The organism is Pseudomonas sp. 2848 (assembly GCF_003253945.1).
Lineage (GTDB): Bacteria > Pseudomonadota > Gammaproteobacteria > Pseudomonadales > Pseudomonadaceae > Aquipseudomonas.
Genome location: NZ_QKZD01000010.1, coordinates 1 through 26,538 on the forward strand (window position 1 = coordinate 1; position 26,538 = coordinate 26,538).

The window sequence follows — 26,538 nt, forward strand, 5'->3', positions numbered from 1 at the left end:
GTACGCCCCATCCTGGGGCGCAGCGCTCGACGGCCATCCATGGCCGTCGCCCCACTACGCAAGAACTCCACTCGGCCTCCTGAAGTCGCAATTGGCGGCGCCTGGACTATTGCGCGCTTAGAAGCAAGAGCAAGAGCAAGAGCAAGAGCAAGAGCAAGAGCAAGAGCAAGAGCAAGAGCAAGAGCAAGAGCAAGAGCAAGAGCAAGAAGTGCGAAGTTAGTTGTTTTAACATTAGTTATGTATTGGCTGTTCCGACCCTTTCTCGGGGCAAGCCCGCTCCTACAGGGTTGTATATAAAGGCGACTATTGCGTGGGAGCGGGCTTGCCCCGCGATGCGATCTAGAGATTAATTAAGTTTAAACTAGCGACAGCTGCGTCAGTGCAGGCGCCGCCCGTAACTTCGCGACTTCAGGAGGCCGAACGCAGGCCTTGCGGAGGGAGGTGACGGGCATGGATGCCCGCCAAGCGCTGGGGCCCAGGATGGGCCCTGCAGCGCGGTCCTCCCGGGAGGAAGGCCGGAGTGAGGGAACCCCGGAGCGAAGCGCAGGGGCCGTATGAATGGAGCGAGCGGCTTTGCCTACTTTGGCCAAGACCAAAGTAGGCCGCCGTAAGGGCGGAAAGGTGAATAAGCGTCGCCATCGCAAATGAATGCGCATACAACTTTCAAAACTAGCCACCCAACTAAAACCAGCAATCAGCAATCAGCAATCAGGCAGGCAAAACCGGTTCTGGCATCCCCAACCGCCGCGCCACATACAAATCAATCAGATACCGAGCAATCGACCGCCCCGCCGGCAAAGGCGGCAACGCATGCACATTGAACCACCGCGCATCCTCGATCTCATCCGCCTGCATGACAATCTCCCCCCCAGCATACTCAGCATGAAACCCCAGCATGATCGAATGCGGAAACGGCCAGCACTGGCTGCCGACGTACTGGATGTTCTTCACCTCGACCGCCACCTCCTCACGCACCTCGCGCACCAGGCAGTCCTCGGCCGACTCCCCCGGCTCAGCGAAGCCCGCCAGGGTACTGTAGACCCCACTGACGAAACGCGGCGAACGGGCCAGCAGCACCTCGTCCCCCCGAGTGATCAGCACGATCATGCTCGGTGAAATCCGCGGATAGCTGCGCAGGTCGCACGGCTGGCAATACATCGCCCGCTCCCAGCGGATCTGCGCCATCGGCTGGCCACAGCTGCCGCAAAAACGGTGCTCGCGGGCCCAGGTGCCGATCTGCGCGGCATAACCAAGTACCTTGTACGTATCGAAATCGCCTTCGAGCATGAAGCGGCGCAGCCCCTGCCAGCCACACCCCGGCACTTCGCTGGCGCTGCGTAGCTCCAGCAGGAACACCGGCTCGCCGTCCAGGTGTCCGATGCCATGCTCGCACAACACGTCCAGGTCCTGGCGCTTGAGCCAGTCGCGAGGGAACAACGCGCCGTTGGCGTCCATCAGGAACCCGTCCGGGCTGCGGGCGACGGCCAGTCCGCCGGAAATCTGCGGGTCGAGTACTGCGGTTGTCCAGCGTGCTGACATGGTTTCGGGTCCCTAGATGGCGCCCGCCACTGTCAGTCAGTCGGCGAACGTCGGTTGCTGTTTGCTCATGTGGGCGGCCATGGCCACGCGCAGGTCTTCGGACTGCAGCATGGCGGCGTTCCAGGTGGCGATGTACTCCAGGCCATCGTCGATGCGATGGTCGCGCATGTAGCTGATCATCTCCTTGGTGCCGGCCACGGCGATCGGTGATTTTGCGGCGATCTCGCGGGCGATGGCAAAGACCCCGTCGAGCAGCGCCGCCTGGTCATCATAGACGCGGTTGACCAGGCCGATGCGCAACGCTTCCTGGGCGTCGACCATACGGCCGGTGTAGGCCAGCTCACGCATGATGCCGTCACCGATGATCCGCGGCAAACGTTGCAGGGTGCCGACATCGGCGGCCATGCCCATGTCGATCTCCTTGATCGAGAACTGCGCATCACCGGCGCAGTAGCGCATGTCGCAGGCCGAGACCAGGTCGATGGCGCCACCGATGCAGTAGCCCTGGATCGCCGCCAGCACCGGCTTGCGGCAGTTGTCCACGGCGTTGAACGAGCCCTGCAGGCGCAGGATGGTGCGACGCATCATCCGAGCATTGCGGCCGACGTCCTTGCCCAGTTGCTGGGCCAGCGCGGCCAGCATCATCAGGTCGATACCGGAGGAGAAATGCTTGCCGGCGCCGCTGAGTACCACCACCCGCACCGCGTCGGTGTCGTCGATCCACTGGAAGATCTGGACCAGCTCCTCCCAGAAGGCGGCGTTCATCGCGTTGATCTTTTCCGGGCGGTTGATCTGCACGTGGGCGATGTGGTCGGTCAGTTCGACCTTGAACGCGGTGTATTCGGTCACGGACGGCACTCCTGTGGGGAAAGGATTCACAACGGCGGATCTTAGCGCACCCGCAAGGCGGTGCATGTGCCAAAAGCCGGACTGGACAACTTGCACCCTGACGCACGATGCGGCACCGTGCGCCACTGCTGAATCAAAAGGATACAAATTCATGTCCCGTTCCCTGACCGGCGCCCTCGCCCACAGCTTCCTGGGCCAGTCGCCGCGTTGGTACAAGGCCGTCATCTGCCTGTTCCTGCTGCTCAATCCCTTGCTGCTGGCAACCCTCGGTCCGGTGGTCACCGGCTGGGTGCTGGTGATCCAGTTCATCTTCACCTTAGGGATGGCACTCAAATGCTACCCGTTGATGCCCGGTGGCCTGCTGCTGGTCGAGGCGCTGCTGCTGCGCTTGACCACGCCCGAAGCCCTGTACGAGGAGTTGCAGCACAACTTCCCGGTGATCCTGCTGCTGATGTTCATGGTCGCCGGCATCCATTTCATGAAGGAACTGCTGCTGTACCTGTTTTCGCGGATCCTGCTCGGCGTGCGCTCCAAGGCCATGCTGAGCCTGCTGTTCTGCGTGTTGTCGGCGTTCCTCTCGGCGTTCCTCGATGCCCTGACCGTGACCGCGGTGATCATCAGCGCCGCGGTGGGCTTCTATGCCGTCTACCACCGGGTCGCCTCGGGCGCCAATCCTCGGGAGGAATCGGCGCTGGACAGCGACCATCAGGTCGAGCAGTTGCACCGCGAAGACCTCGAGCAGTTCCGCGCCTTCCTGCGCAGCCTGCTGATGCATGGCGCGGTGGGCACGGCGCTGGGTGGCGTGTGCACCTTGGTGGGCGAACCGCAGAACCTGCTGATCGGCCATGAAATGGGCTGGCATTTCGCCGACTTCTTCCTCAAGGTCGCGCCGGTGTCGATGCCGGTGCTGGCGGCGGGCCTGGTGACCTGCGTGCTGCTGGAGAAGCTGCGGCTGTTCGGCTACGGCACGCTGATGCCCGAGCGCGTGCGCCAGGTGCTGGCCAGCTACGCCGCCGAGGACGATGCCCCCCGCACCCAGGCGCAACGGGTGGCGCTGGTGGTACAGGGTCTGGCCGCGCTGATCCTGATCGTCTGCCTTGGCCTGCACATCGCCGAGGTGGGCCTGATCGGCCTGCTGGTCATCGTGTTGATCACCGCCTTCACCGGCATCACCGACGAGCATCGTCTGGGCCGTGCGTTCCAGGATGCCATGCCGTTCACCTCGCTGCTGGTGGTGTTCTTCGCCGTGGTCGCGGTGATCCACCAGCAGCAACTGTTCAGCCCGCTGATCGCCTGGGTGCTGGCGCTGCCCAGCGAGCAGCAGCCGGGCATGCTGTACCTGGCCAACGGCCTGCTCTCGGCAATCAGCGACAACGTGTTCGTCGCCACCATCTACATCACCGAGGTCAAGCAGGCGTTCGTCAATGGCGCGATGAGCCGCGAGCATTTCGAGACCCTGGCGGTGGCGATCAACACCGGCACCAACCTGCCCAGCGTGGCCACGCCCAATGGCCAGGCGGCGTTCCTGTTCCTGCTGACCTCGGCAATCGCACCGCTGATTCGCCTGTCGTATGGGCGCATGGTGTGGATGGCGCTGCCCTATACCGTGGTCATGGGCGGCCTGGGCTGGTGGGCGGTGACCTACTGGCTGTAATCGGACCATCTATAGGAGCGGCTTTAGCCGCGATCACCCGCAAAGCGGGTGCCAGATACAGCGGTGCCTGCATCGCGGCTGAAGCCGCTCCTACAGATGACCGCGTATCCCGCACCTGCTTTCTCTCCTCCTGTGCCCCCATCCGTCGAACCTGACTATCGTTCAGCACTGCTGTCGATTCTCGCCAACCCCGTTCGACTATCCAGCACACACCCGAGGAGGTTCACCCCATGCGCAAGCTCATCGTCGCCGCCTTCGTCACCCTCGACGGCGTCATGCAGGCCCCTGGCGGGCCGGAAGAAGACACCAGCGGCGGCTTCACCTTTGGTGGCTGGATCCCGCCCCTGGCCGACGAGGCCTTCGGCCAGGCCATGCAGACCTTGTTCAGCCAACCGTTCGAACTGCTGCTGGGGCGACGCACCTACGATATCTTCGCCGGGTTCTGGCCAAAGGTCGGGCCCGAGGCGCCGGACCGGCCCTTGGCCGACCTGTTCAATGGCGTGGCCAAGCATGTCGCCACGCACCATCCCGAATCCATCGACTGGCAAAACAGTCACCCGTTGGGCGCTGACGTGCCGGGCGCTGTCCGCGCCCTCAAACAAAAGGATGGCCCGACGCTGCTGACCCAAGGCAGCGGCGAACTGGTACGCCAACTACTGGCGGCCGGCCTGGTGGATGAGCTGCGGTTGCTGATCCACCCCTTGCTGCTTGGTCGTGGCAAGCGCCTGTTCGGTGACGATGCCCAGGCCGCGGCCTTCACATTGGTGGAGTCAAGCAGCACGCCCAAGGGCGTATTGCTCGCCCACTACGTGCGCAGCGGCGAGGTGCAAACGGGATCGTTCTGACCAGTCAGTCGAGCAGGCGCTTGAAGGCGCTGGCGAGGCCTGCGTCCGTTTTCCCCGGCGCCTTGTTATCATCCAGGCCCAACCGGGAGGGAACCCATGCTCGCCATACGCCGCGCCAGCCGTCACGACGCGCTGGACACGTACGCCATCCGCCGCCAGGCGATCCTGTGGCAGTGCACCGAAGCCTACGATGCCACCCTGGCCCAGGCCTGGGCCGACGTACCGTTCACCGAAGGCTACGCGGCCCTGGTCGCCGAGCATTACCACCTCGTCTGCATCGACGACACGATCGTCGCCACCGGCATGCTCGACCTGCACAGCGGTGAACTGGGTGCCCTGTTCGTGCTGCCGGCATTCATGGGCCGTGGCATCGCCCGGGCGATGGTCGAACACCTCGAAGGCATCGCCAGGGCCGAAGGTCTGGAGGCGGTCAACCTGGACTCGACCTTGAACGCAGCGGCGTTCTACCGCCGCTGCGGCTACATCGGCGATGCGCTGTCGGTCTACCAGTCACCATTCGGCCTCGAACTGTCCTGCATCCCCATGCGCAAGGTGCTGGCCGGGGTATAAGATCAAAGCCCCCTGCGCCCCGGAGACTCGCCCCATGCTACCCACCGCCACCTCCCAGCACAGTGCCCGTCGGGTCCGCTTGCAGGCCCTGCGCGGCCGGGTCGGCCTGGGGCTGGTGGCCGGATTGTCGGTGCTGGCCGGCATGACCGACGCCATCGGCCTGCTGGCGTTGGGCGACTTCGTATCATTCATGAGCGGCAACACCACGCGCCTGGCGGTGGCCATCAGCCAGGCGGACCTGGCGCTGATGCTGCGCCTGGCCCTGGCGATCCTCAGTTTCGTGCTGGGCAACACCCTGGGTGTATTGCTGGCCCGCCGCTTGCGCCGCCGCGCCGCGCCCTTGCTGCTGATCACCGCCAGCCTGCTGGCGTTTGCCGCAGCGTGGCCTGCGCCCACCACATTGCCCGCGTTGATCGCGGCCACCCTGGCCATGGGCATGCTCAATGCCGTGGTCGAACAGGTGAACGGCCTGCCGATCGGCCTGACCTACGTCACCGGCGCGCTGTCGCGTTTCGGCCGTGGCCTGGGGCGTTGGTTGCTGGGTGAGCGGCGCCATGGCTGGCGGGTACAGCTGGTGCCCTGGAGCGGCATGCTGCTGGGTGCCGCGCTCGGGGCCTGGCTGCAGCAACGGCTGGGCTTGCAGGCGCTGGTGGCCAGTTGCGCCCTGGCCTGCTTGCTGGCGCTGGTGACGGTGTTCATCCCGCGTGCCTGGCAACTGGGCTACATGCCGCGTTGAGGGCCACGAGCATTCCTTGAACGGCAGGCGCGCAGGCGTCGATAGTCACTATCGAGCACAGCGATTTCCATCGTGCCACTGTGGCCAATAACCTGGGTTCATCGATCCGACAGCCCACGGTATCATCCCGATGAACACCACCGCCCGCCTCCTCCTCGCCACCCTGGCCATCGCCGTGCTGGGCGGTTGCGCCAGCCATCCTGAGCTACGCCCCTACAGCGCCGAGGAAGCCCGTCAGCTGCAACTCGAGGCATTGCAACGCCAGGGTCTGAGCCAGGAAGAGTACGAGCGCCGCAAACTGGCCGTGTTGCGCGCCGATCACCAGCAAGCCGTGACCGACGCCGCCAGGGCCACGACCGCGATCAGCGGTTGACCTCGACCTCTTCCAGGAACGCCAGCAGGTGCTCGTTGAACGACACCGGTGCTTCCTCCATGACGAAGTGTCCGCAACCCGGCAGGATCACCCCGCGCACCGAGTCGGCATGCCCCTGCAGCGTACGCAGCGGCGCATCGCCCGTGGCGTGCTCGGCACCGATCGCCAGTACCGGCATGGGCAGCGGATGCCTGGCCCGCTCGCGGTTCTGCCTGATGGTCTCGGGAATCGCCCGGTAATAGGCGAAGCCCGCCCGCATCCCGCCCGGCGAGGCGTAGGCACGGATATAGACATCCGCCGCCACCGCATGCCGATGGATCGCCCATCGGTCGAACATGAAGTTGAGGTAGCCCTCCTCACGTCCGGCGATCAGGAACTCCGGCAGATCGCGTACCTGGTTGAACAGGAAGTGCCAAAGGAAGATGTTGTCCTGCGGCGCCACGAAGATCGACGGCGCCTCGGCAAGCCCCGGGATCACCGCCTCGGCCACCGTCAGCGAGCGCACCGCCTGTGGCCAATCACTGGCCAGGGCATAGGCCACCCACATGCCCACATCGTGACCGACCAGGTGATAGCGCTCATGCCCCAGATGGGTCATCGCGGCATGCAGCACAGCGGCGACGCTGCCGGTGTCGTAGCCCTGCTCGGGGCGGTCCGAGTCCCCCAGGCCCGGCGGGTCGATGGCGATGGCACGGAACCCGCGCGCGGCCAGGATCGGCAGCACATGGCGCCAGGCGTACCAGGTCTGTGGCCAGCCCGGGACCAGCAGCACCGGTTCGCCCGCGCCGGCCACGACACAGTGGATGCGCTGTCCCTGTACCTGCACATAGACATGCTCGAAGGCGTCAGCCAAAGACTCGATGGCCAGGTTCATACCCGAGCCCCCGTGTCGATGCCCAGCATGCGCTGGATCTGATGGGCGTCGATCGGTGCGCCGGCGAAATCGTCGAACACCTGGTCCGTGACCCGGATGATATGGCGGTTGATGAACTCGACGCCTTCACGGGCACCGTCCTCCTGATGCTTCAGGCAGCATTCCCACTCCAGGGTTGCCCACCCCGCGAAGTCGTACTGCGCCAGCCGCGAGAAGATGGCCTTGAAGTCCACCTGCCCGTCACCCAACGAACGGAAGCGCCCGGCACGTTCGGCCCAATCGCTGTAGCCGCCATACACGCCCTGCCGACCGCTCGGGTTGAACTCGGCGTCCTTGACGTGAAACATGCGGATCAGTGGGTGATAGAGGTCCAGATAGGCCAGGTAGTCGAGTTGCTGCAGCACGAAATGGCTGGGGTCGAAGAGAATGCGGCAACGCACGTGCTCACCCACCAGGGCATGGAAACGTTCGAAGCTGGTGCCGTCATGCAGGTCCTCGGCCGGGTGGATCTCGAAGCACAGGTTGACGCCCTGTTCGTCACAGCAGTCGAGTATCGGCAGCCAGCGCCGCGCCAGCTCTTCGAAGGCAGCCTCGACCAGGCCCTGGGGACGCTGCGGGAACGGGAACAGGTAGGGCCAGGCCAGCGAGCCGGAAAAGGTCCCCATTTCCTCCAGGCCCAGGTTGCGGCTGGCCCGAGCCGCCAGTGTCATCTGCTCGGTCGCCCAGGCGGTGCGTTCTGCCGGCCGCCCGGCCAGCGCGGCCGGGGCGAAGGCGTCGCACATCGAGTCGTAGGCCGGATGGACCGCGACCAATTGGCCGATCATGTGGGTGGTCAGCTCGCTGACCTGCAAGCCGTGCTCGGCCAGCCGCCCCTTGACCTCATCGCAGTAGCCGGTGCTCTGCGCGGCCAGTTCCAGGTCGAACAACCGGGCGTCCCAGGCCGGGACCTGCAACCCCTTGAAGCCCAACTCTCCCGCCCACTCGGCGATCCTGTCGAGGCTGTCGAACGGTGGCTTGTCGGCGCTGAACTGCGCGAGGTGCAGACTGGGGCCTTTGAGTGTTCGCATGATGTCATCCTATTGTTTGTTGATCGACAAACAATAGGATCGAATGGCGCTGCCCGTCAATCGCAAATTGGCTAGAATGCACGTTTCACGTAATCAGGCAGGCGAGCGATGGCAGGGCGACCTCGGGAATTCGACAAGCAACAAGCGCTGCGCAAGGCGATGCGGCTGTTCTGGGAACATGGCTACGAGGGCACCTCGATGTCGGCCCTGGTGTCCGCCCTGGGCATCGCCTCCGCGCGCATCTACGCGGCCTTCGGCAGCAAGCAGCAACTGTTCGAGGAAGCCGTGGCCCTGTACGAGTCGACCGAAGGCGGCTTCGCCGACCGCGCCCTGGCCCTGCCGGATATCCACCAGGCCCTGGCACGGATGCTCGAGGACGCCATCAGCACCTACACCCGCGCCAACGAGCCCAGGGGCTGCCTGGTGGTCAGCGCCGCCAGCGGCGTGGCACCGGACAACCTGGCCGTCCAGCAGTGGTTGTCCGGGCACCGCCGGCAGCGTACCGAGTCGATCATCGAGCGCCTGCGCCAAGCCCGTGACCAGGGGCAGTTGCCGGCCGACACGCAGGCCGAGGCCCTCGGCCACTTCTATGCCACCTTCCTCCACGGTATCTCCGTGCAGGCCCGCGACGGCGTGCCCGGAGAGGACCTGCGCAGCGCCAGCCGCCTAGCACTGACGCTGTTGCCGAGCCGGCAACCTTGACCTTATCGCCGCCCCGGCAAAGCTGTTAGCCTTGCCCTGTTCAGGTCACCACGGACAGCCCATGGCCAACCACAAGATCGAGATCCGCCGGCGCAACGTCGAAAAGATCCTGCAAGCCGCCGAGCAGGTGTTCGCCGACAAGGGCTACGCCGCCACCTCCATGGGCGATATCGCCGAACGGGCGCAACTGCCGCGCTCCAACCTGCACTACTACTTCAGCACCAAGGACGACCTGTACCGCGCCGTGTTGCAGGACCTGCTGGACGTCTGGAAACAGGATGCCCTGTGCTTCGAGCACTTCGACGACCCGCGGGTGGTGCTGACCAGCTACATCCGCGCCAAGATGGGCCATTCGCGCTCGCGGCCGCTGGGCTCGAAGATCTGGGCCGAGGAGATCCTCCACGGCGCCCCGCTGCTGGGCCCCAGCTTGGACGAAATCCTGGTGCCGTGGGCGCAGCTCAAGCAGGCGAAGATCCGCAGTTGGGTCGACGACGGGCGCATCCTGCCGGTGGAACCATCGGCGCTGCTGTACATGATCTGGGCGGCGACCCAGCACTACGCCGACTTCGGTTTCCAGGTCACCCTGCTCAATGACGGTGAGCCGCTGTCGGACATGGCGTTCGAGCAAGCGGTGCAGACCGTGACCGGCGTCATCCTGCGCGGCATCGGCCTGGAGCCGTGAGCAGCGCCCTTAGCGCCCCAGGTGCTCGCACAGAAAATCGATGAACACCCGGGCCTTGTGCGGCACATGGCTGCTGTTCGGGTACACCACGCTGATCGGCTGCCTCGGCAGGCTGTAGTCCGGCAATACCCGCCGCAGGGTGCCGTCGGCCAGGTCCTGTTCGACCAGCCAGGCCGGCAGCACCGCTACGCCCAGGGCGGCGCAGGCCATTGCCCGAATGGCGTGGGACGCATTGGACTGGTAGGCCGCCCGGCCGACAACGCTTGCACTCCCCGCCTGCGCGCTGTGCAAGGTCCAAGCGGTCGGGCTCTGCAGGTTGCTGTTGGCAATCCAGGGTGTATCCGCCAGTTCCTCGGGCCGTTCAATGGCATGGCGAGCAAGAAAGGCCGGAGCAGCCACCAGCACAATGTCGTACTCGGCCAGCTGGCGACTGCGCAGGTTCGAGTCCGGCAACGCGCCAAGGCGCACCACCAGGTCGAGCCGCTCGGCAATCAGGTCGTTCAGCGACGAGTCGGTATCGTAGCTGAGCGACAACGCCGGGTAGCGCTCGGCGAACAGCGGGATCAGCGGCAGGATGAAGCGCTCGCCGTACTCCCCGGTGGTGCTGATGCGCAGCTTGCCCGATAGGCCGTTGTGCCGGCGCAGTACATTGGCGAAGGCGCCTTCGACATCGCTGACGATCACCTTGAAATCTTCATAGAAACTTTGGCCGGTTTCGGTTGGGGCGATAGCACGGGTGCTGCGCGCCAGCAGCGTCACCCCCAGGGCCTGCTCCAGCGCCTTGACGTGCTGGCTGGCCATGGCTTTGCTGATGCCGAGAAAGTCCGCCGCCTTGGTGAAAGAGCCGAAATCGACCACCGCCAGAAACGTCTGCACCCGGTTGAGCTGGGTGTGGAGGGCCGTGCGCGGCATTGTTCACTTCCATCAAACAGAGTTTCAAGGGTAGCGACATCGACAGGGCCAGTCCACGACACCTACTCTGCGCGTCGAAAAGGAGTGGCAATGACGTACCGGTATCGCGTGGCAACGATCTTCCTGATGGGGTTCTTCATCGACTGCATCAACCTGTTCATGCCGACCGTGGCGTTGCCACGGATCGCCGCCGAGTTCGCCATTGGCAACGCCAGCAGCGCCTGGGTCGGCAATGCCTACATGCTCGGGCTGACCCTGGCCGTGCCGGTGAGCACCTGGCTGGCCAATCGCTGGGGCGCGCGGCGGCTGTTGAGCGCAGCCATGCTGACGTTCAGCGTGGCGGTTTGGGGCTGCGGCGAGGCGCAGAGCTTTGCCGCGTTGATTGCCTGGCGCCTGGTTCAGGGCATGGCCGGTGGCTTGCTGATCCCCGTCGGGCAGGCGCTGACCTTCGAACGCTTCAAGGGCCCGGAGCGCGCCCGCGTGTCCACTCTGGTGATGGCGGTGGCGCTGCTGGCGCCGGCGCTGTCACCCACCCTTGGCGGGTTGATCGTCGACCATGGCCGCTGGCCGTGGGTCTTCCACAGCAACATTCCGCTGGCCCTGCTGACGGCGGCGCTGGCCTGGGCCTGGCTTGACCAGGCACCGGCTCCGACAGCGCCACGCCCGGACTTCAAGGGATTGCTGCTGGTCAGCGCCGCCCTCGCCTGCCTGCTGCTGGGCCTGTCGCTGTATGGTGCCGGCCATGGCGCCCTACTGGCCATCGCCTGCCTGCTGGCGGGTGTGTCCTGCGCCTTGCTGTACCGCGCCCATTACCAACGCGCTGCGGCAGGCATCGTCGAGCTGAAGCTGCTCGCCAGCCCCCGCCTGCGAGTCTCGATGCAGGTCTACCATGCGATCCCCGGGGTGTTCACCGGGGTCAACCTGTTGAACATCTTCTATCTGCAGGATGTGCTGCAGCTGAGCGCCCAGGCCACCGGCCTGTTCATGCTGCTCTACGCCGCCGGGGCCTTCGCCGCCATGTTGCTGGCCGGCCGCCTGTACAACCGCGTCGGTGCCGCCCGCCTGTTGCTGCTCGGCATGCTCCTGCACAGCCTGGGTATCTGCCTGCTGGTCATGGTCGATACCCCGACGGACAACGCCGTACTGATGGCGGCCTACGGCCTCATGGGCATCGGCGGCGGCATCGGTGCCAATACCGCCCAGACCACCGCGCTGCTCGACTTCAGCGGCGAGCGGATGCAGCAGGCCAGCGTGCTGTGGAACCTCAATCGACAGATGGCCTTCAGCGTCGGCGCCGCCTTGCTGCTGATGATCTTCAACCTCTTGCTGGTGGGCCTGAGCACGCCGGACGCCTATCACCTGACCTTCACTCTGGCCGCGCTGCTCGGGCTGGCGCCACTGATGACACTGCACACACTACCCCCGGAGACCCCTCGCCATGCCTGACCACGCGATTGCCCGCGCCGAGCGCAGCATTCATCACGTTCATGAGCTGATCCACAGCATCTTCACCCGCCCAGCGGCCGAGACCCAGGCAGTGCTCGGCGGACTGATGGCGGTGTTCGCCGATGATTTCAGCATGGTCGGCACGGCGGGCACGGTGGTGACCCGCGCACAGGTGGAGCAACTGTTCAGCCGGGCGGCCGGCGCACGGCCAGGGCTGGAGATCGTCGTCAGCGACGTCCAGGTGGTATGGCAGGCCGGGGTGAACGTAGCAGTGCGCTACAAGGAAACCCATCGGTTGCAGGGTGTGGTGCAGGCACGCTGGTCGCTGGCATTGCTGGAGTGCAGCAACCACGGCGTGGTGTGGCACTGCCTGCACGAGACCGCAATCAGCTAGCGCGGAGCTCGAGCAGGCATCACCGCTGCCGAGGCGTGTTTATCGACCGCCTCCTCAACCCGCCTCACGATAGGGATTGCGCGGATCCTGCGTCCAGTTCATGTACGGCTTGCCGGTGTCCTGCGCCTGCATGTCGATGCAACCTTCCACCGGGCAGGTGATCTGGCACAGGTTGCAACCCACGCACTCGGCCTCGATCACACTGTAGGCGTGGGTGCCGTCGGCCTTCAGGGTGCTGGCGATGGCCTGGTGCGAGGTGTCCTCGCAGGCGATGTGGCAGCGCCCGCAGCCGATGCAGGCGTCCTGGTCGATCTGCGCCACCGACTTGTAGTTGATATCCAGGTACTTCCAGTCAGTGGTATGCCCCACGGCCTGGCCACGAAACGCCTCGAGGCTGCGGTGGCCGTGCTGGTCCATCCAGCGCGCCAGGCCGTCCTGCATGTCTTCGACGATGCGAAAGCCATGCAGCATCGCTGCGGTGCACACCTGCACCGCGCCACTGCCCAGGGCGATGAACTCGGCGGCGTCGCGCCAGGTGCCGATACCGCCAATGCCACAGATCGGCAGGCCACGGGTCTCGGGGTCGCGGGCGATCTCGGCGACCATGTTCAGGGCGATCGGCTTGACCGCCGACCCGCAGTAGCCGCCATGGGTGCTCTGGTCGCCGACGATGGGGTGGGCGACCATGCGGTCCAGGTCGACACTGGTGATCGAGTTGATGGTGTTGATCAACGACACCGCGTCCGCCCCGCCCCGGTGGGCAGCGCGCGCCGACTGGCGGATGTCGGTGATATTGGGGGTGAGCTTGACGATCACCGGCAGCGTGCAATGGGTCTTGCACCAGCGGGTGACCATTTCCACATACTCGGGCACCTGGCCGACGGCGGCGCCCATGCCGCGCTCGGGCATGCCGTGGGGGCAGCCGAAGTTGAGTTCGATGCCGTCGGCACCGGTGGCTTCCACCAGCGGCAGGATGAACTTCCAGGATTCTTCGAGGCACGGCACCATCAGCGACACGATCAGCGCACGGTCGGGCCAGTCCTTCTTCACCTGGGTGATCTCGCGCAGGTTGATCTCCAGTGAGCGGTCGGTGATCAGCTCGATGTTGTTGATGCCCTGCACCTGGCGGTTGGCGCCGTAATGCGCCGAGTAGCGCGACGACACGTTGACCGCCGCCGGGTCCTCGCCCAGGGTCTTCCACACCACCCCGCCCCAGCCGGCCTCGAAGGCGCGGATTACGTTGTAGGCCTTGTCGGTGGGGGGCGCGGAAGCCAACCAGAATGGATTGGGTGCCTTGATGCCGGCGAATACGATGGACAGGTCGGCCATTTACGCAGCCTCCACGTTGAGCATGAGTTGGGCATGGATGGCTTCGGCGGCCAGCTTGCCATGTTGCACGGCCTGGACGGTGAGGTCCTGGCCCAGCGCGGTACAGTCGCCGCCGGCGTAGATGCCGGGGATGGAGGTACGCATGTGCGCGTCCACCTGTATGCGCTCGCCGTCGCGGGCCAGTTGCGCCGCCAGCGGATCGCCGAGGCTTTGCTCATCGAAGCGCTGGCCGATGGCCTTGAAGATCGCGTCGGCAGCCAGCTCGAAGGTTTCGCCGGTATCGCCCAGGCGTCCGTCGATCAATTGCGTGCGCGCGAAGCGCATGCCACGCACGCGCCCGGCATCATCCAGCAGCACGGCATCGGGCCGGGCCCAGGTGTGCAGGCGCACCTGATTGTGCTTGGCAATTTCCTGCTCATGGCCGGTGGCGCCCATGTCGGCTTCGCCGCGGCGGTACACCAGGTTGACGTCGCGGGCGCCCAGCCGGCTCATCTGCACGGCCATGTCGATGGCGGTGTTGCCGGCGCCGAGCACCAGGCAGCGGTCAGCCAACGGCAGCTGGGTGAGGTCGTCAGCCTGGCGCAGCTCACGGATATAGTCGGTGGCGGCAAGCAGGCCCGGCGCGTCTTCGTCCGCCAGGCCCAGCTGGCGCACGGCCCCCAGGCCCAGGCCGAGGAACACCGCGTCGTACTGGCCATGCAGCTCGGCCAACGACAGGTTGCCGCCCAGGCGCTGGCCATGGCGGATCTCGATTCCGCCGATGCCCAGCAGGAATTCCACTTCGCGCTGGGCGTAGTCGTCCACCAGCTTGTAGCGGGCGATGCCGTATTCGTTGAGACCACCGGCCTTCTCCCGCGCCTCGAAGATCACCACGTCGTGGCCGTGCATGGCCAGCCGGTGCGCGCACGACAATCCGGCGGGGCCGGCGCCGACCACGGCGATGCGTTTGCCACTGGCCGGTGAGCGCTGGAACGGATGCTCGGTGAAGTCGGCGTGGTCCAGGGCGTAGCGCTGCAATTGGCCGATCAGTACCGGGGCGCACTCCTGGGCGTTGTTGCGCACGCAGGCTTGCTGGCAAAGGATCTCCGTGGGGCAAACCCGGGCGCAGCTGCCGCCAAGGATGTTGGCCGAGAGAATGCGTTCGGCGGCGCCCTGCAGGTTCTCGTCGCTGATGCGGTGGATGAACGAGGGGATGTCGATTTCACTGGGGCACGCATTGACGCACGGCGCGTCGTAGCAGTACAGGCAGCGCGCGCTCTCGACAGCGGCCTGCCGGGCGGTGAGCGGGGGCGCGAGGTCGCTGAAGGCCTCGGCCAGCTGGTCGGCGCCGGCGCGGGGGCGCGGCAAGTGGTTCAGGGCATCGATCACGGTTGTAGCCTCTCGCTTTTTTATGGGTTCAGGCGGCGGTCACTCGCCTGTCCGTTCTGGGGGATGGCAGTCAACAGGAGCATGTGTGTTGTTATCAGGGGAGCGCTTTGCGCCCCTATCGCCGGCTTGCCGGCGATAGGGCTGCGCAGCAGCCCCAGCTGCTTCAGCGCTGAACCGGCTTCGGTTTCTGCCGTTCGGCACGCCGTTCCAGCACCTCGTACACCGAGGGATAGGCCGGGCGCTCCACATAACACCCCGCGCCCGGCTCGGCACGCAGGTCGCCATCGGCCCAGAGCACCTTGCCCCGGCTGATGGTGTGGCTGGGGATGCCGCGCACGGTGCGGCCTTCGAAGATGTTGAAATCGACCCGCTGGTGGTGGGTCTGGGCGCTGATGGTACGGGTGCCCTGCGGGTCCCACAGCACCAGGTCGGCATCGGCGCCGACGCGGATCGCGCCTTTGCGCGGGAACAGGTTGAAGATCTTCGCGGTGTTGGTGGAGGTCAGCGCGACGAACTCGTGCATCGACAGGCGCCCGCTGTTCACCCCGGCGTCCCACAGCACCGCCATGCGGTCTTCGATGCCGGCGGTGCCGTTGGGGATCCGGCTGAAGTCGTTGCGGCCCATGGCCTTCTGCTCGGCGCAGAAGCAGCAGTGGTCGGTGGCCGTGGTGTGCAGGTTGCCCGACTGCAGGCCCCCCCATAGCGCCTCCTGGTGCTCGCGCGGGCGGAACGGCGGGCTCATCACGTAGCCGGCGGCGGTGGCCCAGTCCGGATCACGGTAAACGCTGTCGTCGAGCAGCAGATGCCCCGGCAGCACCTCACCGTAAACCGGCTGGCCCTTGGCCCGGGCATAGGTGATCTCGTCCAGCGCCTCGCGGCTGGAGACATGCACCAGATACAGCGGCGTGCCCAGGGTTTCGGCGATGCGGATGGCGCGGCTGGCGGCCTCCCCTTCGACCTGGGATGGACGCGACAGCGGGTGTGCCTCGGGGCCGGTCAGGCCCTGGGCGAGCAACTTTTGCTGCAGGTGATAGACCAGCTCGCCGTTTTCGGCGTGCACCGTGGGTACCGCGCCCAGTTGCAGGCAGCGTTCGAAGCTGGCCACCAGGGTGTCGTCGGCGGCCATGATCGCATTCTTGTAGGCCATGAAGTGCTTGAAGCTGTTCACTCCATGCTGGGCGACCAGTTCACCCATCTCCTCGGCGACCTGCTCGCTCCACCAGGTGATGGCGACGTGGAAACCATAGTCGCTGGCACTCTTCTGCGCCCAGCCGCGCCAGGTATGGAAAGCCTCGAGCAGCGACTGCTGCGGGTTGGGGATGACGAAGTCGATGATCGAGGTGGTGCCCCCGGCCAGACCCGCGGCAGTGCCGCTGAAGAAGTCCTCGCTGGCCACCGTGCCCATGAACGGCAGCTGCATGTGGGTGTGCGGGTCGATGCCGCCGGGCATCAGGTACTGGCCACTGCCGTCGAGGATCTCACAGTCGGTGGGGGCTTCGAGGTCTTTGCCGATGGCGCGGATCAGGCCATCGGCACACAGGACATCGGCGGGGTAGCTCTCTTCATGGGTAACCACGGTGGCGCCACGGATCAACAGGGACATGCCGTTTTCCTCGCAGGCTGACCGGTCTTCTGGCCGGTTCTTGGAATTGTGTTGGCCGGGCGCTGGAGGTGATTTCATTAATCCTGTCAGGCCTGACAAGAATCGAGGCTAGTATCTGATCGGATATTCATCAAGAAAAAATATATGCAACCATAAAAAACAATAACTAATTGATTTTTAACAATTTATTCGTCAGCTCACCAAAAAGTGACACCCCTTCACCATTTTGACGCACTTGACAGGAAGCCAAATTGGTCAAGATTTTCTACGCAAAATCAGGTGTTTGTTTACTGGCTGATGGCGCAGGCCGCGCTGGTGTTTTTCCAGATTGCACCCGTTTGAACCACGCGGGTGCTGGACCGGCCAGACAGACGGCATGCCCAGGAGCTTCCGCTTCGCCTGCCGCCTTGATGAATGCCTTTGCAGGTCAGTGAGTTACCTCCGGTCGGCGGCGGCCCGCCGGGAAGGCGCGGGCTTTCCCGGCACGTTTGTTGAAAACGCAGGCCACAACCGCCTGGCCGGGCCGGAGGTGCAGTACTGGTGGTGTGTGTACTCCGGCCATCGCGTCAGCCCGATGAGCGACAACTACAAGAAAAAAGACCTGGAGAACCCCATGCAACAGAGCAGATCGCAAGTGGTCGAGCAGCATGGCCTGTACGAGCTCGACGCCGGCAGCGACGTCCTCGACAGCCCCCGCTACAACCACGACATCGCACCGACCAAGGTGCACCAGCGCACCTGGAACAAGTGGCACATCACTGCGTTATGGGTGGGCATGTCCATCTGCGTGCCTACCTACACCCTTGGCGGCGTGCTCACCGCCTACTTCGGCCTGAGCGTGGGCGAGGCGCTGCTGGCGATCCTGCTGGCCAACCTCATCGTGCTTGTCCCGCTGACCCTCAACGCCTTCCCCGGGACCAAATACGGCATCCCGTTCCCGGTGCTGCTGCGCGCCTCGTTCGGTATCTTCGGCTCCAACGTGCCGTGCCTGATCCGCGCCGTGGTGGCCTGCGGCTGGTTCGGTATCCAGACGATGTTCGGCGGTCTGGCCATCCACCTGTTCCTGGGTTCATTGTTCCCCGAGTGGAAGGCACTGGGTGGATCCGGCGAGGTGATCGGCTTCATGCTGTTCTGGTCGCTGAACCTGTGGGTGGTGCTGCGCGGCGCCGAGTCGATCAAATGGCTGGAGACGCTGTCGGCGCCGTTGCTGGTGGCGGTCGGTGTCGGCCTGTTGTTCTGGGCGCTGCCGTACATGTCGATGAGCGAGTTGCTGGCGCAGCCGCCCAAACGCCCCGAGGGCGCCAGCGTGGTCGGCTACTTCTGCGCCGGGCTCACCGCCATGGTCGGTTTCTGGGCCACGCTGTCGCTGAACATCCCCGATTTCAGCCGTTACGCGAAAAGCCAGAAGGACCAGATTCTCGGGCAGATCTTCGGCCTGCCGCTGACCATGTTCCTGTTCGCTTCGCTGGGCGTGATCATGACCGCTGCCTCCGCCTCGCTGGTGGGCCAGACGGTGTCCGACCCGGTGAGCCTGATCGGCCATATCCAGAGCCCCGGCTGGGTGGCCCTGGCCATGGCGCTGATCATCGTCGCAACGCTGTCGACCAACACCGCGGCCAACATCGTCTCGCCCACCAACGACTTCCAGAACATCGCCCCGCGCCTGATCGGGCGCAGCCGTGCCGTCTGGCTGACCGGCTTCATCGGCCTGGCGCTGATGGGCCACGAGCTGCTCAAGAAGCTCGGCTGGATCGTCTCCGACCTGAGCCTGGAGAGCGTGTACTCCAACTGGCTGCTGGGCTATTCCAGCCTGCTAGGGCCAATCGCCGGGATCATGGTGGTGGACTACTTCCTGGTCCGCCGCCAGCAACTGGACCTCGTCGGACTGTACCGCGACGACGTGTACCCGGCATGGAACTGGGCCGGGTTCATCGCCTTCGGCGTGCCGGTGGCGCTGACTGTGATAGCCATCGGCAACAGCAGTTTCAGCTGGTTCTACGACTACGGCTGGTTCACCGGTTCGCTGCTCGGCGGCGGGCTCTACTACGCCCTCGGCGGCATCGCGGTGCGCGGCCCGGCGCGGCTGGCCAAACCGATGCCCTGATGCGCCGCATCGCGGGGCAAGCCCGCTCCCACGTGATGGTAAAAATAACAGCCTGAGGAGACACCCCATGACCACCCCCGCCAAGGAAATCCTGCAATCCAGCCAACGCCACATCGACCGTAACCGCCTGTGGCAATCGCTGATGGACCTGGCCCGCCTCGGCGCCACGCCAAAGGGCGGCGTATGCCGCCTGGCGCTGACCGATCTCGATCGCCAGGCTCGCGATCTGTTCGTGCAGTGGTGCGAAGCAGCCGGTTGCACGGTGAGCATTGACGCCGTAGGCAACATCTTCGCACGCCGCCCAGGGCGCAACGCCAAGCTGCCACCAGTGATGACCGGCAGCCATATCGACACCCAGCCCACCGGCGGCAAGTTCGATGGCTGCTTCGGCGTGATGGCCGGGCTGGAGGTGATCCGCACCCTCAATGATCTCGGGGTGGAAACCGAAGCGCCGCTGGAGGTGGTGGTGTGGACCAACGAGGAAGGCTCACGCTTCGCCCCGTGCATGATGGGTTCGGGGGTGTTCGCCAACAAGTTCACCCTCGAGCACACCCTGGCCAAGCGCGATGCCCAGGGCGTGAGCGTCGGCGAGGCATTGAACGCCATCGGCTACGCCGGCAGCCGCGCCGTGTCCGGCCACCCGGTCGGCGCCTACTTCGAGGCGCATATCGAGCAGGGCCCGATCCTCGAGGACCAGCACAAGACCATCGGCGTGGTGCTCGGTGCCCTCGGCCAGAAGTGGTTCGACCTGACCCTGCGCGGCGTCGAGGCCCACGCCGGCCCCACCCCGATGCACCTGCGCAAGGACGCCCTGGTCGGTGCCGCCGCCGTGGTCGAGGCGGTCAACCGCACCGCCCTCGCCCACCAGCCACATGCCTGCGGCACCGTCGGTTGCCTACAGGCCTACCCCGGCTCGCGCAACGTGATCCCCGGCGAAGTGCGCATGACCCTGGACTTCCGTCACCTGGAAGGCCAGCGACTGGAGTCGATGATCGCCGAGGTGCGCCAGGTGATCGAGGCCACCACGGCCAAGCATGGGCTGGAATACGACCTGGTGCCCACCGCCGACTTCCCGGCCTTGTACTTCGACAAAGGCTGCGTCGAGGCGGTACGTGATTCGGCACGCAACCTGGGCCTGGCGCACATGGACATCGTCAGCGGCGCCGGGCACGACGCAATCTTCCTCGCCGAGCTGGGCCCGGCCGGGATGATCTTCGTGCCGTGCGAGGGCGGGATCAGTCACAACGAAATCGAGAACGCCGCCCCCGAGGACCTCGCGGCCGGCTGCGCGGTGCTGCTGCGGGCGATGCTGGCGGCGTCGGAGGCGATTGCCAGCGGGCGGTTGGCGGCGTAGCGATGATCTGCGGGAAACCGCCCAGCCCTTGGGCTGGCAAGCATCACCTGCGTGGGAGCGGCCGGGCGCCGCTGCCACGCAGCTCCACAACAAGGCCACCACCGACGGCAAATCACACCAACCCCTTCCCGACAGACGGCTTATCGCTATATATTCCGCACCATAACGATAATCCCTCAGGAGCCGTCTTCATGCGTATTCGCTTGCCTTATCTGGCCGCCAGCACCCTCGCCAGCCTGATCTGCCTCAACAGTGCCTGGGCCGATGAAGTCCAGGTCGCTGTCGCGGCCAACTTCACAGCGCCCATCCAGGCCATCGCCAAGGATTTCGAGAAGGACACCGGCCACAAGCTGGTCGCTGCCTACGGCGCCACCGGCCAGTTCTACGCACAGATCAAGAACGGCGCGCCATTCGAAGTGTTCCTCGCCGCCGACGACAGCACTCCGGCCAAGCTGGAACAGGAAAAGGAAATCGTTGCAGGCTCGCGCTTCACCTATGCCATCGGCACCCTGGCGCTGTGGTCGGCCAAGCCAGGCTATGTCGACGCCAAGGGTGATGTGCTGAAGAAGAACGAGTACAAGCACCTGTCCATCGCCAATCCCAAGGCCGCGCCCTATGGCCTGGCCGCCACCCAGGTGCTGGACAAGCTGAAGCTGACCGAAGCCACCAAGGCGAAGATCGTCGAGGGCCAGAACATCACCCAAGCCTTCCAGTTCGTTTCCACCGGCAACGCCGAGCTGGGCTTCGTCGCGCTGTCGCAGATCTACAAGGATGGCAAGGTCAGCGAAGGCTCCGCCTGGATCGTGCCCGCCGAGCTGCATGACCCGATCCGCCAGGATGCGGTGATCCTCAACAAAGGCAAGGACAACCCGGCCGCCAAGGCCCTGGTCGATTACCTCAAGGGCCCGAAAGCCGCCGCGGTGATCAAGTCCTACGGCTATGAGCTCTGATGCCTCTCGACGCCAGTGACCTGGGCGCCATCTGGCTGACCATCAAGCTGGCCAGCCTGACCACCGCCATCCTCCTGGTGCTGGGCACGCCCATCGCCTGGTGGCTGGCGCGCACCCGTTCCTGGCTGCGCGGGCCGATCGGCGCGGTAGTGGCCCTGCCCCTGGTGCTGCCGCCAACGGTAATCGGCTTCTACCTGCTGCTGGCCCTCGGCCCCCATGGCTGGATCGGCCAGGCCACACAGGCTCTGGGCCTGGGCAGCGTGGTGTTCAGCTTCACCGGGCTGGTGATCGGCTCGGTGGTGTACTCGATGCCCTTCGTGGTGCAGCCATTGCAGAACGCCTTCGGCGCTATCGGCCAGCGCCCGCTGGAGGTGGCAGCGACACTGCGCGCCAGCCCCTGGGACACCTTCGTCCACGTGGTGCTGCCCCTGGCTCGCCCCGGTTTCATTACCGCCAGCATCCTCGGCTTCGCCCATACCGTCGGCGAGTTCGGCGTGGTGCTGATGATCGGTGGCAACATTCCCGACAAGACCCGTGTGGTCTCGGTGCAGATCTTCGATCACGTCGAGGCCATGGAATATAGCCAGGCCCACTGGCTGGCCGGGGCCATGCTGGTGTTCTCGTTCCTGGTGCTGCTGATGCTCTATGCCGGCCGCCGTGGCAAGGCAGGCTGGAGCTGAAATGAGCGCATCGATACAGGCGCGCCTGAAACTGGCGCGTGACGATTTCACCCTGGACGTCGACCTTGACCTGCCCGGTCGCGGCATCAGCGCCCTGTTCGGTCACTCCGGCTCAGGCAAGACCTCGTGCCTGCGCTGCCTGGCCGGCCTGGAACGGGCCGCCAGCGCCTACATCGAAATCAATGGCGAGGTGTGGGAAGACAGCGCCCGCGGGCACTTCATCCCACCTCACCGGCGCCCGGTCGGCTACGTGTTCCAGGAGGCCAGCCTGTTCCCGCACCTGTCGGTGCAAGGCAACCTCGAGTTCGGCTGGCGCCGTATCGCACCGCAGGCCCGCAAGATCAGCCAGGAACAGGCCTGCCAGCTGCTGGGCATCGGCCACCTGCTGGCGCGCAAGCCGGCGACACTGTCCGGCGGCGAGGCACAACGCGTCGGCATCGCCCGAGCCTTGCTCAGCAGCCCGCGACTGTTGCTAATGGACGAGCCACTGGCTGCCCTCGACAGCGCGCGCAAGCGTGAAATCCTCCCGTACCTGGAGCGCCTGCACGACGAGCTGGATATCCCGCTGATCTACGTCAGCCATGCCCAGGACGAAGTGGCGCGCCTGGCCGACCACCTGGTTCTGCTCGAGCAAGGCAAGGCGGTGGCCAGCGGGCCGATCGGCCAGACCCTGGCCCGCCTCGACCTGCCATTGGCCCAGGGCGAGGATGCCGGGGTGGTGCTCGAAGGCGTGGTGGTGGGCCACGACCCGCATTATGAGCTGTTCGACCTGCGCCTGCCCGGCACGGAGGGGCAATTGCTGCGTATCGCCCACCCCGCCTTGCAGGTGGGCAGCAGCCTGCGCCTGAAGGTCCAGGCCCGGGACGTCAGCCTGACATTGGCCGCCGACGGCGCGTCGAGCATTCTCAACCGCCTGCCGGTGCGGGTCCGCGAATGCCGCCCGGCGGACAACCCGGCCCATGTGCTGGTCAGCCTGGATGCCGCCGGCAGTGCGCTGCTGGCACGCATCACGCGCTATTCGGCGGACCAGCTCGACGTGCGCGCGGGCCAGTTGCTGTGGGCGCAGATCAAGTCGGTGGCACTGTTGGGCTGAGCAATGACGCGGCGGATGCTGTCCATTGCAGCATGAGTGCCCTCGATGGACTGCGCCGATGCCCGACTGCCCGTTGCCTGCTGCCCTGCATTATGTCGATGACAGCCAGCCCGGCCTGACCCGCCGGCGCTGGCGCGACCGCTTCCACTATTTCGACGCCGGCAACCAGCGGGTACGCGATAAAGAGACCCTGGCACGCATCGCCGCCCTGGTGATCCCGCCGGCCTACACCGACGTGTGGATCTGCGCCGACCCGCAAGGGCACTTGCAGGCCACCGGGCGCGACGCCCGGGGGCGCAAGCAGTACCGCTACCATACGCAATGGCGCGAGCTGCGCGACCAGCACAAGTACGCACGCATGCTGGCCTTCGCCGAGGTGCTGCCAAATCTGCGCAAGCAACTGGACACGCACCTGGCCTCCCCTGGGCTGGGCCGGGAGAAGGTCATGGCGCTGGTGATCAGCCTGCTCGACACCACGCTGATCCGCATCGGCAACCGCCAGTACCTGCGCGACAACCGCTCCTACGGGCTGACCACCCTCGACACCCGCCATGTGCAGGTCAAGGGCAGCCGTATCCGCTTCCAGTTCCGCGGCAAACGCGGTGTCGAACACAACGTCACCCTGACCGACCGACGCCTGGCCGGCCTGGTCAAGCGCTGCATGGAACTGCCCGGCCAGGCTTTGTTCCAGTACCTGGACGAACAAGGACAGCGCCATGGCATCGGCTCGACCGAGGTCAACCAGTTCCTCCAGCAGCTGACCGGCGCCGACTTCACCGCCAAGGACTACCGCACCTGGGCCGGCAGCAGCCTGGCACTGAGCCTGCTCAGGCCACAGGCCTGGGAGCCCGACAGCGAGGCGCGCCGGCAGGTCGCCGCCATCGTCCGCCAGGTGGCGACGCGCCTGGGCAACACTCCGGCTGTGTGCCGACGCTGCTACATCCATCCCGCCGTCCTTGAGCACTTCCACCTCGGCCGTCTTTCGGCATTGCCCCGTGTCCGTCCGCGCAAGGGATTGGAAACCGAGGAAGTGGCACTGCTACGTTTCCTGCAGATGCTGGAGCGCCAAGACGATCATTGACGGACACTATTTACTTCATCGAGCAGAGAAATTTCCCATATGGCGCCAAGCACCCTATCCTTGCCACCGAGCACCTTGCCGTGGAGTGGCCTCGCAGCCCTGCCGGCACCTGCAACTAAAGATCGACAACAGAATTTGTCTGTCGGGGAATTACTATCCGCCGAAAGCGTCTTTAATGAGAAGGAAGAGGGACAGGCTCCCACCGCAGAGCACCTGGCTCGGCGGTTTTCTACATCACCAAGGAGAACTACATGCTGATACTCACCCGCAAGGTTGGCGAAAGCATCGTCATCGACGATGACATCAAAGTCACCATTCTGGGCGTCAAGGGGATGCAAGTGAGGATCGGTATCGATGCACCGAAAGATGTCCAGGTGCACCGTGAAGAGATCTACAAGCGGATCCAGGCGGGCAGCCCGGCGCCCGAAAAAAGCAACGACGAGTAACCCGCACGCCAACTGCATCATGCCGCACGGATGCGCCTGATCGATTGCCCGCCCATGCGGGGAGCCTCTCCTGAACCTCAGGTGCCCAGCAGTTCGCGCACCGTGGCGATCATCCGGTCCATGTCGAATGGCTTGTCGAACACCGCCGCGAACCTCCCGGGGCAGGCCCGACCCTGGCTGGCCTGGGCGCCGCTCATGAGGATGACCGGCAGGTCCGCCAGTTGCAGCTCTTTACGTATGGCTTGCAGCAGTTCTTCGCCATTGAGCACCGGCATCATGTAGTCGGTGATCACCAGGTCCACGCGCTTTTCCTTCAAAGCCTCCAGGGCCTTGCGCCCGTTGCTCGCCTTTTCAACCAGGTAGCCTTCGTCCTCCAGGGCAAAACCGAGGATATCGGCAATCAGGTACTCGTCGTCGACGATCAGGATGCTGTTCATCCCATCAACGATCTCCAGGCGGTGTCGCCGAGCCACTGAGCACGCCACTGGCACCGTCGAACGCCCGCGCCAGGCTGATGCCATGAGGCCCCAGATTCAGCGCCTGCAAAGCAGGGTCGTGGTCGCTGTCACGCACCTTGATCACCGACAGTGCGCGGTGCAGTTGCGCGTCGAGCTCGGCGAAGCGCATCAGTATCAGGTTGTCGACGATGCTCGACAGGTCGGGGGCCGGCGCGGTGATCTCCGCGCCGAAGATGTCACGCATCTCCCAGGTCAGCAGCACCGTCACGCCACGGGCGCGCAGCTCACCGGTCAGCGCGCGGAAGAAGGCATTCAGGCGGGCAGGCTCCAGCGCCAGGCGGCCGAAGGCTCCAAGGCTGTCGATTACCACGCGCCTGGCAGCGAGCGCCTCGACCTGTGCCAACAGCTGGGCGCCAAGTTGATCCAGCAAGCCTTCGGTGGTCGATTGCCAGCTCAGTTGCACGCTGCCTTCACGCTCAAGTGCCTGCAGGTCGAAGCCCAGCGCACAGGCCTTCAACCGCAACCGCGCAGGCGTCTCGTAGAAACCGAAATGCAGACCCGGAGCAGCCTGGGTCGAAGCGGCCAGGAACGCGATGCCCAGCGCTGTCTTGCCAACGCCCGATGGCCCCATCAGCAGGGTCACCGACGCCTCGGCCAACCCGCCTCCGAGCATGCCATCGAGGTCGGCGACACCCGTGGCGACCCAGCTCAGGGTTTGCGCTCCTGCCTGGCTGGGGCGACTGTACAGCGACTCCAGGCGCGGGTAGACCTGCAACCCGGCCTCCGTGATCAGGCATTCGTGGCGCCCGGACAACGCGCCACTGCCACGCGTCTTGCGCAACTGGACATGGCGCACCGCCGTGCTGCCGACCAGGTGTTCGCCGAGCTCGATCACGCCATCGACCATGGTGTGCTCGGGGCTGCCTTCATCCAATCGCGCACTGGTCAGCAGCAGCAGCGTGCAGCCGGCGAACGCCGCATGCCCCTGCAGTTCAGAGACGAATTTCTTGGTATCGAGGCTGGTTTCCGCCCTGGAGCGGGCGTTGAGCAGCCCGTCGACGATCAGCAAGGTGGCCTGCTGCCGGGCAATTTCCTGGCGCAACAGCCTGACCACCGCGTCCAGGCCCTCCTGCTCCAGGGTGTCGAATGCGCTGACGAACTGAATGGTGTCGCCCACCAGCGCCGGGTCGAAGAAGCTCAGGGTCGACAGGTACTGGAACAGCCGTTCATGGGACTCGCTGAGCAACGTCGCCACCAGTACCCGACCACCTTCACGCACATGGTTGCACGCCAGCTGGTTGGCCAGGATGGTCTTGCCCGAACCGGGATGCCCTTGAACGATATAGGAGGCGCCAACCACCAACCCCCCTTTGAGCAGCGCATCGAGCCCCGCGATGCCCGTGGCCAGTCGCTTTAGTTGCTCTACCAT

The 26,538-nt window shown here is 65.3% G+C and carries 26 protein-coding genes; 16 read left to right on the forward strand and 10 right to left on the reverse strand.

The window, feature by feature from the left end; genetic code table 11:
* Positions 1-708 precede the first annotated feature (708 nt).
* On the reverse strand, positions 709-1,539 hold the full coding sequence (gene nudC, locus DFS21_RS19385) for an NAD(+) diphosphatase (RefSeq protein ID WP_111532892.1): 831 nt from the start codon (positions 1,537-1,539) through the stop codon (positions 709-711).
* A 36-nt stretch (positions 1,540-1,575) separates the two neighbouring features.
* The gene (locus DFS21_RS19390) at positions 1,576-2,388 is read right to left on the reverse strand and encodes a crotonase/enoyl-CoA hydratase family protein (protein ID WP_102683290.1); all 813 of its coding nucleotides are present in this window, start codon (positions 2,386-2,388) and stop codon (positions 1,576-1,578) included.
* 151 nt (positions 2,389-2,539) lie between these two features.
* Here DFS21_RS19390 and nhaB point away from each other — a divergent pair, with 151 nt between their 5' ends.
* From nhaB to DFS21_RS19420, 5 genes are all read left to right on the forward strand, one after another.
* Complete coding sequence (nhaB, locus tag DFS21_RS19395; RefSeq protein ID WP_111532893.1) at positions 2,540-4,042, forward strand: sodium/proton antiporter NhaB; 1,503 nt, start codon at positions 2,540-2,542, stop codon at positions 4,040-4,042.
* Positions 4,043-4,272: 230 nt separating this feature from the next.
* Positions 4,273-4,887: a dihydrofolate reductase family protein gene (locus tag DFS21_RS19405; RefSeq protein ID WP_102683293.1), complete on the forward strand. Its 615-nt coding sequence runs from the start codon at positions 4,273-4,275 to the stop codon at positions 4,885-4,887.
* A 96-nt stretch (positions 4,888-4,983) separates the two neighbouring features.
* Positions 4,984-5,457 carry a GNAT family N-acetyltransferase gene (locus DFS21_RS19410; protein WP_110698446.1) on the forward strand — a complete coding sequence of 158 codons (474 nt, stop codon included), beginning with the start codon at positions 4,984-4,986 and terminating at the stop codon, positions 5,455-5,457.
* Between the two features lie 34 nt (positions 5,458-5,491).
* Entirely contained in the window at positions 5,492-6,193 is a 702-nt protein-coding gene (locus DFS21_RS19415) for a YoaK family protein (RefSeq protein ID WP_110698448.1), read from the forward strand.
* A gap of 130 nt (positions 6,194-6,323) precedes the next feature.
* A complete protein-coding gene (locus DFS21_RS19420) occupies positions 6,324-6,566 on the forward strand; it encodes a hypothetical protein (protein ID WP_102683296.1) in 243 nt (80 codons plus the stop codon).
* Here the strand turns inward: DFS21_RS19420 and DFS21_RS19425 are convergent.
* Entirely contained in the window at positions 6,556-7,440 is an 885-nt protein-coding gene (locus DFS21_RS19425) for an alpha/beta fold hydrolase (protein WP_111532894.1), read from the reverse strand. The genes DFS21_RS19420 and DFS21_RS19425 overlap by 11 nt on opposite strands.
* Positions 7,437-8,507 (reverse strand): sugar phosphate isomerase/epimerase, encoded by a 1,071-nt coding sequence (locus tag DFS21_RS19430; protein ID WP_111532895.1) that lies wholly within the window; start codon positions 8,505-8,507, stop codon positions 7,437-7,439. The genes DFS21_RS19425 and DFS21_RS19430 overlap by 4 nt, the downstream gene beginning before the upstream one ends.
* A gap of 108 nt (positions 8,508-8,615) precedes the next feature.
* Here DFS21_RS19430 and DFS21_RS19435 point away from each other — a divergent pair, with 108 nt between their 5' ends.
* The gene (locus DFS21_RS19435; RefSeq protein WP_110698454.1) at positions 8,616-9,209 is read left to right on the forward strand and encodes a TetR/AcrR family transcriptional regulator; all 594 of its coding nucleotides are present in this window, start codon (positions 8,616-8,618) and stop codon (positions 9,207-9,209) included.
* A gap of 61 nt (positions 9,210-9,270) precedes the next feature.
* Entirely contained in the window at positions 9,271-9,891 is a 621-nt protein-coding gene (locus DFS21_RS19440; protein WP_110698456.1) for a TetR/AcrR family transcriptional regulator, read from the forward strand.
* 9 nt (positions 9,892-9,900) lie between these two features.
* Here the strand turns inward: DFS21_RS19440 and DFS21_RS19445 are convergent, their stop codons facing one another.
* Entirely contained in the window at positions 9,901-10,803 is a 903-nt protein-coding gene (locus DFS21_RS19445) for a LysR family transcriptional regulator (protein ID WP_110698458.1), read from the reverse strand.
* 90 nt (positions 10,804-10,893) lie between these two features.
* On the opposite strand from DFS21_RS19445, the gene DFS21_RS19450 reads away from it, so the two are divergent.
* On the forward strand, positions 10,894-12,249 hold the full coding sequence (locus DFS21_RS19450; RefSeq protein ID WP_111532896.1) for an MFS transporter: 1,356 nt from the start codon (positions 10,894-10,896) through the stop codon (positions 12,247-12,249).
* Positions 12,242-12,643, forward strand: a complete 402-nt coding sequence (locus DFS21_RS19455) for a DUF4440 domain-containing protein (RefSeq protein WP_111532897.1) — start codon at positions 12,242-12,244, stop codon at positions 12,641-12,643. The genes DFS21_RS19450 and DFS21_RS19455 overlap by 8 nt, the downstream gene beginning before the upstream one ends.
* Positions 12,644-12,697: 54 nt before the next feature.
* Here the strand turns inward: DFS21_RS19455 and preA are convergent, their stop codons facing one another.
* The 3 genes from preA to hydA all read right to left on the reverse strand — a co-directional run bounded on the left by preA (position 12,698) and on the right by hydA (position 16,943).
* Entirely contained in the window at positions 12,698-13,972 is a 1,275-nt protein-coding gene (preA, locus tag DFS21_RS19460; protein WP_110698464.1) for an NAD-dependent dihydropyrimidine dehydrogenase subunit PreA, read from the reverse strand.
* On the reverse strand, positions 13,973-15,340 hold the full coding sequence (locus DFS21_RS19465) for an NAD(P)-dependent oxidoreductase (protein WP_111532898.1): 1,368 nt from the start codon (positions 15,338-15,340) through the stop codon (positions 13,973-13,975).
* A 163-nt stretch (positions 15,341-15,503) separates the two neighbouring features.
* Positions 15,504-16,943: a dihydropyrimidinase gene (gene hydA, locus DFS21_RS19470; RefSeq protein WP_110698468.1), complete on the reverse strand. Its 1,440-nt coding sequence runs from the start codon at positions 16,941-16,943 to the stop codon at positions 15,504-15,506.
* A gap of 613 nt (positions 16,944-17,556) precedes the next feature.
* Between hydA and DFS21_RS19475 the strand changes: the two genes are divergently transcribed.
* From DFS21_RS19475 to csrA, 7 genes are all read left to right on the forward strand, one after another.
* Complete coding sequence (locus DFS21_RS19475) at positions 17,557-19,047, forward strand: NCS1 family nucleobase:cation symporter-1 (protein WP_110699135.1); 1,491 nt, start codon at positions 17,557-17,559, stop codon at positions 19,045-19,047.
* Between the two features lie 67 nt (positions 19,048-19,114).
* Positions 19,115-20,401, forward strand: a complete 1,287-nt coding sequence (locus DFS21_RS19480) for a Zn-dependent hydrolase (protein WP_111532899.1) — start codon at positions 19,115-19,117, stop codon at positions 20,399-20,401.
* Positions 20,402-20,592: 191 nt separating this feature from the next.
* Positions 20,593-21,351, forward strand: coding sequence for a molybdate ABC transporter substrate-binding protein (modA, locus tag DFS21_RS19485; protein WP_110698472.1), 759 nt, complete (start codon positions 20,593-20,595; stop codon positions 21,349-21,351).
* A complete protein-coding gene (gene modB, locus DFS21_RS19490; RefSeq protein WP_102683308.1) occupies positions 21,351-22,031 on the forward strand; it encodes a molybdate ABC transporter permease subunit in 681 nt (226 codons plus the stop codon). Before modA ends, modB begins: the two co-directional genes overlap by 1 nt.
* A 1-nt stretch (position 22,032) precedes the next feature.
* Entirely contained in the window at positions 22,033-23,124 is a 1,092-nt protein-coding gene (modC, locus tag DFS21_RS19495; RefSeq protein ID WP_111532900.1) for a molybdenum ABC transporter ATP-binding protein, read from the forward strand.
* 58 nt (positions 23,125-23,182) lie between these two features.
* Positions 23,183-24,205, forward strand: coding sequence for a DNA topoisomerase IB (locus DFS21_RS19500; RefSeq protein ID WP_111532901.1), 1,023 nt, complete (start codon positions 23,183-23,185; stop codon positions 24,203-24,205).
* Positions 24,206-24,456: 251 nt separating this feature from the next.
* Positions 24,457-24,651 carry a carbon storage regulator CsrA gene (gene csrA, locus DFS21_RS19505; protein WP_023628788.1) on the forward strand — a complete coding sequence of 65 codons (195 nt, stop codon included), beginning with the start codon at positions 24,457-24,459 and terminating at the stop codon, positions 24,649-24,651.
* 77 nt (positions 24,652-24,728) lie between these two features.
* On the opposite strand, the gene DFS21_RS19510 is transcribed toward csrA, so the two are convergent.
* Both DFS21_RS19510 and DFS21_RS19515 read right to left on the reverse strand, forming a co-directional pair.
* Positions 24,729-25,088 (reverse strand): response regulator, encoded by a 360-nt coding sequence (locus DFS21_RS19510; protein WP_110698476.1) that lies wholly within the window; start codon positions 25,086-25,088, stop codon positions 24,729-24,731.
* 4 nt (positions 25,089-25,092) lie between these two features.
* A complete protein-coding gene (locus DFS21_RS19515; protein ID WP_111532902.1) occupies positions 25,093-26,538 on the reverse strand; it encodes an ATPase domain-containing protein in 1,446 nt (481 codons plus the stop codon).

Coding starts and splice junctions, on each gene's coding strand:
- DFS21_RS19430 (WP_111532895.1), bottom strand. CDS start 8,507: ATGCGAACACTCAAAGGCCCCAGTCTGCACCTCGCGCAGTTCAGCGCC.
- DFS21_RS19410 (WP_110698446.1), top strand. CDS start 4,984: ATGCTCGCCATACGCCGCGCCAGCCGTCACGACGCGCTGGACACGTAC.
- nhaB (WP_111532893.1), top strand. CDS start 2,540: ATGTCCCGTTCCCTGACCGGCGCCCTCGCCCACAGCTTCCTGGGCCAG.
- DFS21_RS19415 (WP_110698448.1), top strand. CDS start 5,492: ATGCTACCCACCGCCACCTCCCAGCACAGTGCCCGTCGGGTCCGCTTG.
- DFS21_RS19455 (WP_111532897.1), top strand. CDS start 12,242: ATGCCTGACCACGCGATTGCCCGCGCCGAGCGCAGCATTCATCACGTT.
- DFS21_RS19445 (WP_110698458.1), bottom strand. CDS start 10,803: ATGCCGCGCACGGCCCTCCACACCCAGCTCAACCGGGTGCAGACGTTT.
- DFS21_RS19475 (WP_110699135.1), top strand. CDS start 17,557: ATGCAACAGAGCAGATCGCAAGTGGTCGAGCAGCATGGCCTGTACGAG.
- DFS21_RS19420 (WP_102683296.1), top strand. CDS start 6,324: ATGAACACCACCGCCCGCCTCCTCCTCGCCACCCTGGCCATCGCCGTG.
- DFS21_RS19510 (WP_110698476.1), bottom strand. CDS start 25,088: ATGAACAGCATCCTGATCGTCGACGACGAGTACCTGATTGCCGATATC.
- DFS21_RS19515 (WP_111532902.1), bottom strand. CDS start 26,538: ATGGTAGAGCAACTAAAGCGACTGGCCACGGGCATCGCGGGGCTCGAT.
- modB (WP_102683308.1), top strand. CDS start 21,351: ATGCCTCTCGACGCCAGTGACCTGGGCGCCATCTGGCTGACCATCAAG.
- DFS21_RS19480 (WP_111532899.1), top strand. CDS start 19,115: ATGACCACCCCCGCCAAGGAAATCCTGCAATCCAGCCAACGCCACATC.
- csrA (WP_023628788.1), top strand. CDS start 24,457: ATGCTGATACTCACCCGCAAGGTTGGCGAAAGCATCGTCATCGACGAT.
- hydA (WP_110698468.1), bottom strand. CDS start 16,943: ATGTCCCTGTTGATCCGTGGCGCCACCGTGGTTACCCATGAAGAGAGC.
- DFS21_RS19500 (WP_111532901.1), top strand. CDS start 23,183: ATGCCCGACTGCCCGTTGCCTGCTGCCCTGCATTATGTCGATGACAGC.
- DFS21_RS19435 (WP_110698454.1), top strand. CDS start 8,616: ATGGCAGGGCGACCTCGGGAATTCGACAAGCAACAAGCGCTGCGCAAG.
- preA (WP_110698464.1), bottom strand. CDS start 13,972: ATGGCCGACCTGTCCATCGTATTCGCCGGCATCAAGGCACCCAATCCA.
- modA (WP_110698472.1), top strand. CDS start 20,593: ATGCGTATTCGCTTGCCTTATCTGGCCGCCAGCACCCTCGCCAGCCTG.
- DFS21_RS19450 (WP_111532896.1), top strand. CDS start 10,894: ATGACGTACCGGTATCGCGTGGCAACGATCTTCCTGATGGGGTTCTTC.
- DFS21_RS19440 (WP_110698456.1), top strand. CDS start 9,271: ATGGCCAACCACAAGATCGAGATCCGCCGGCGCAACGTCGAAAAGATC.
- modC (WP_111532900.1), top strand. CDS start 22,033: ATGAGCGCATCGATACAGGCGCGCCTGAAACTGGCGCGTGACGATTTC.
- DFS21_RS19425 (WP_111532894.1), bottom strand. CDS start 7,440: ATGAACCTGGCCATCGAGTCTTTGGCTGACGCCTTCGAGCATGTCTAT.
- nudC (WP_111532892.1), bottom strand. CDS start 1,539: ATGTCAGCACGCTGGACAACCGCAGTACTCGACCCGCAGATTTCCGGC.
- DFS21_RS19405 (WP_102683293.1), top strand. CDS start 4,273: ATGCGCAAGCTCATCGTCGCCGCCTTCGTCACCCTCGACGGCGTCATG.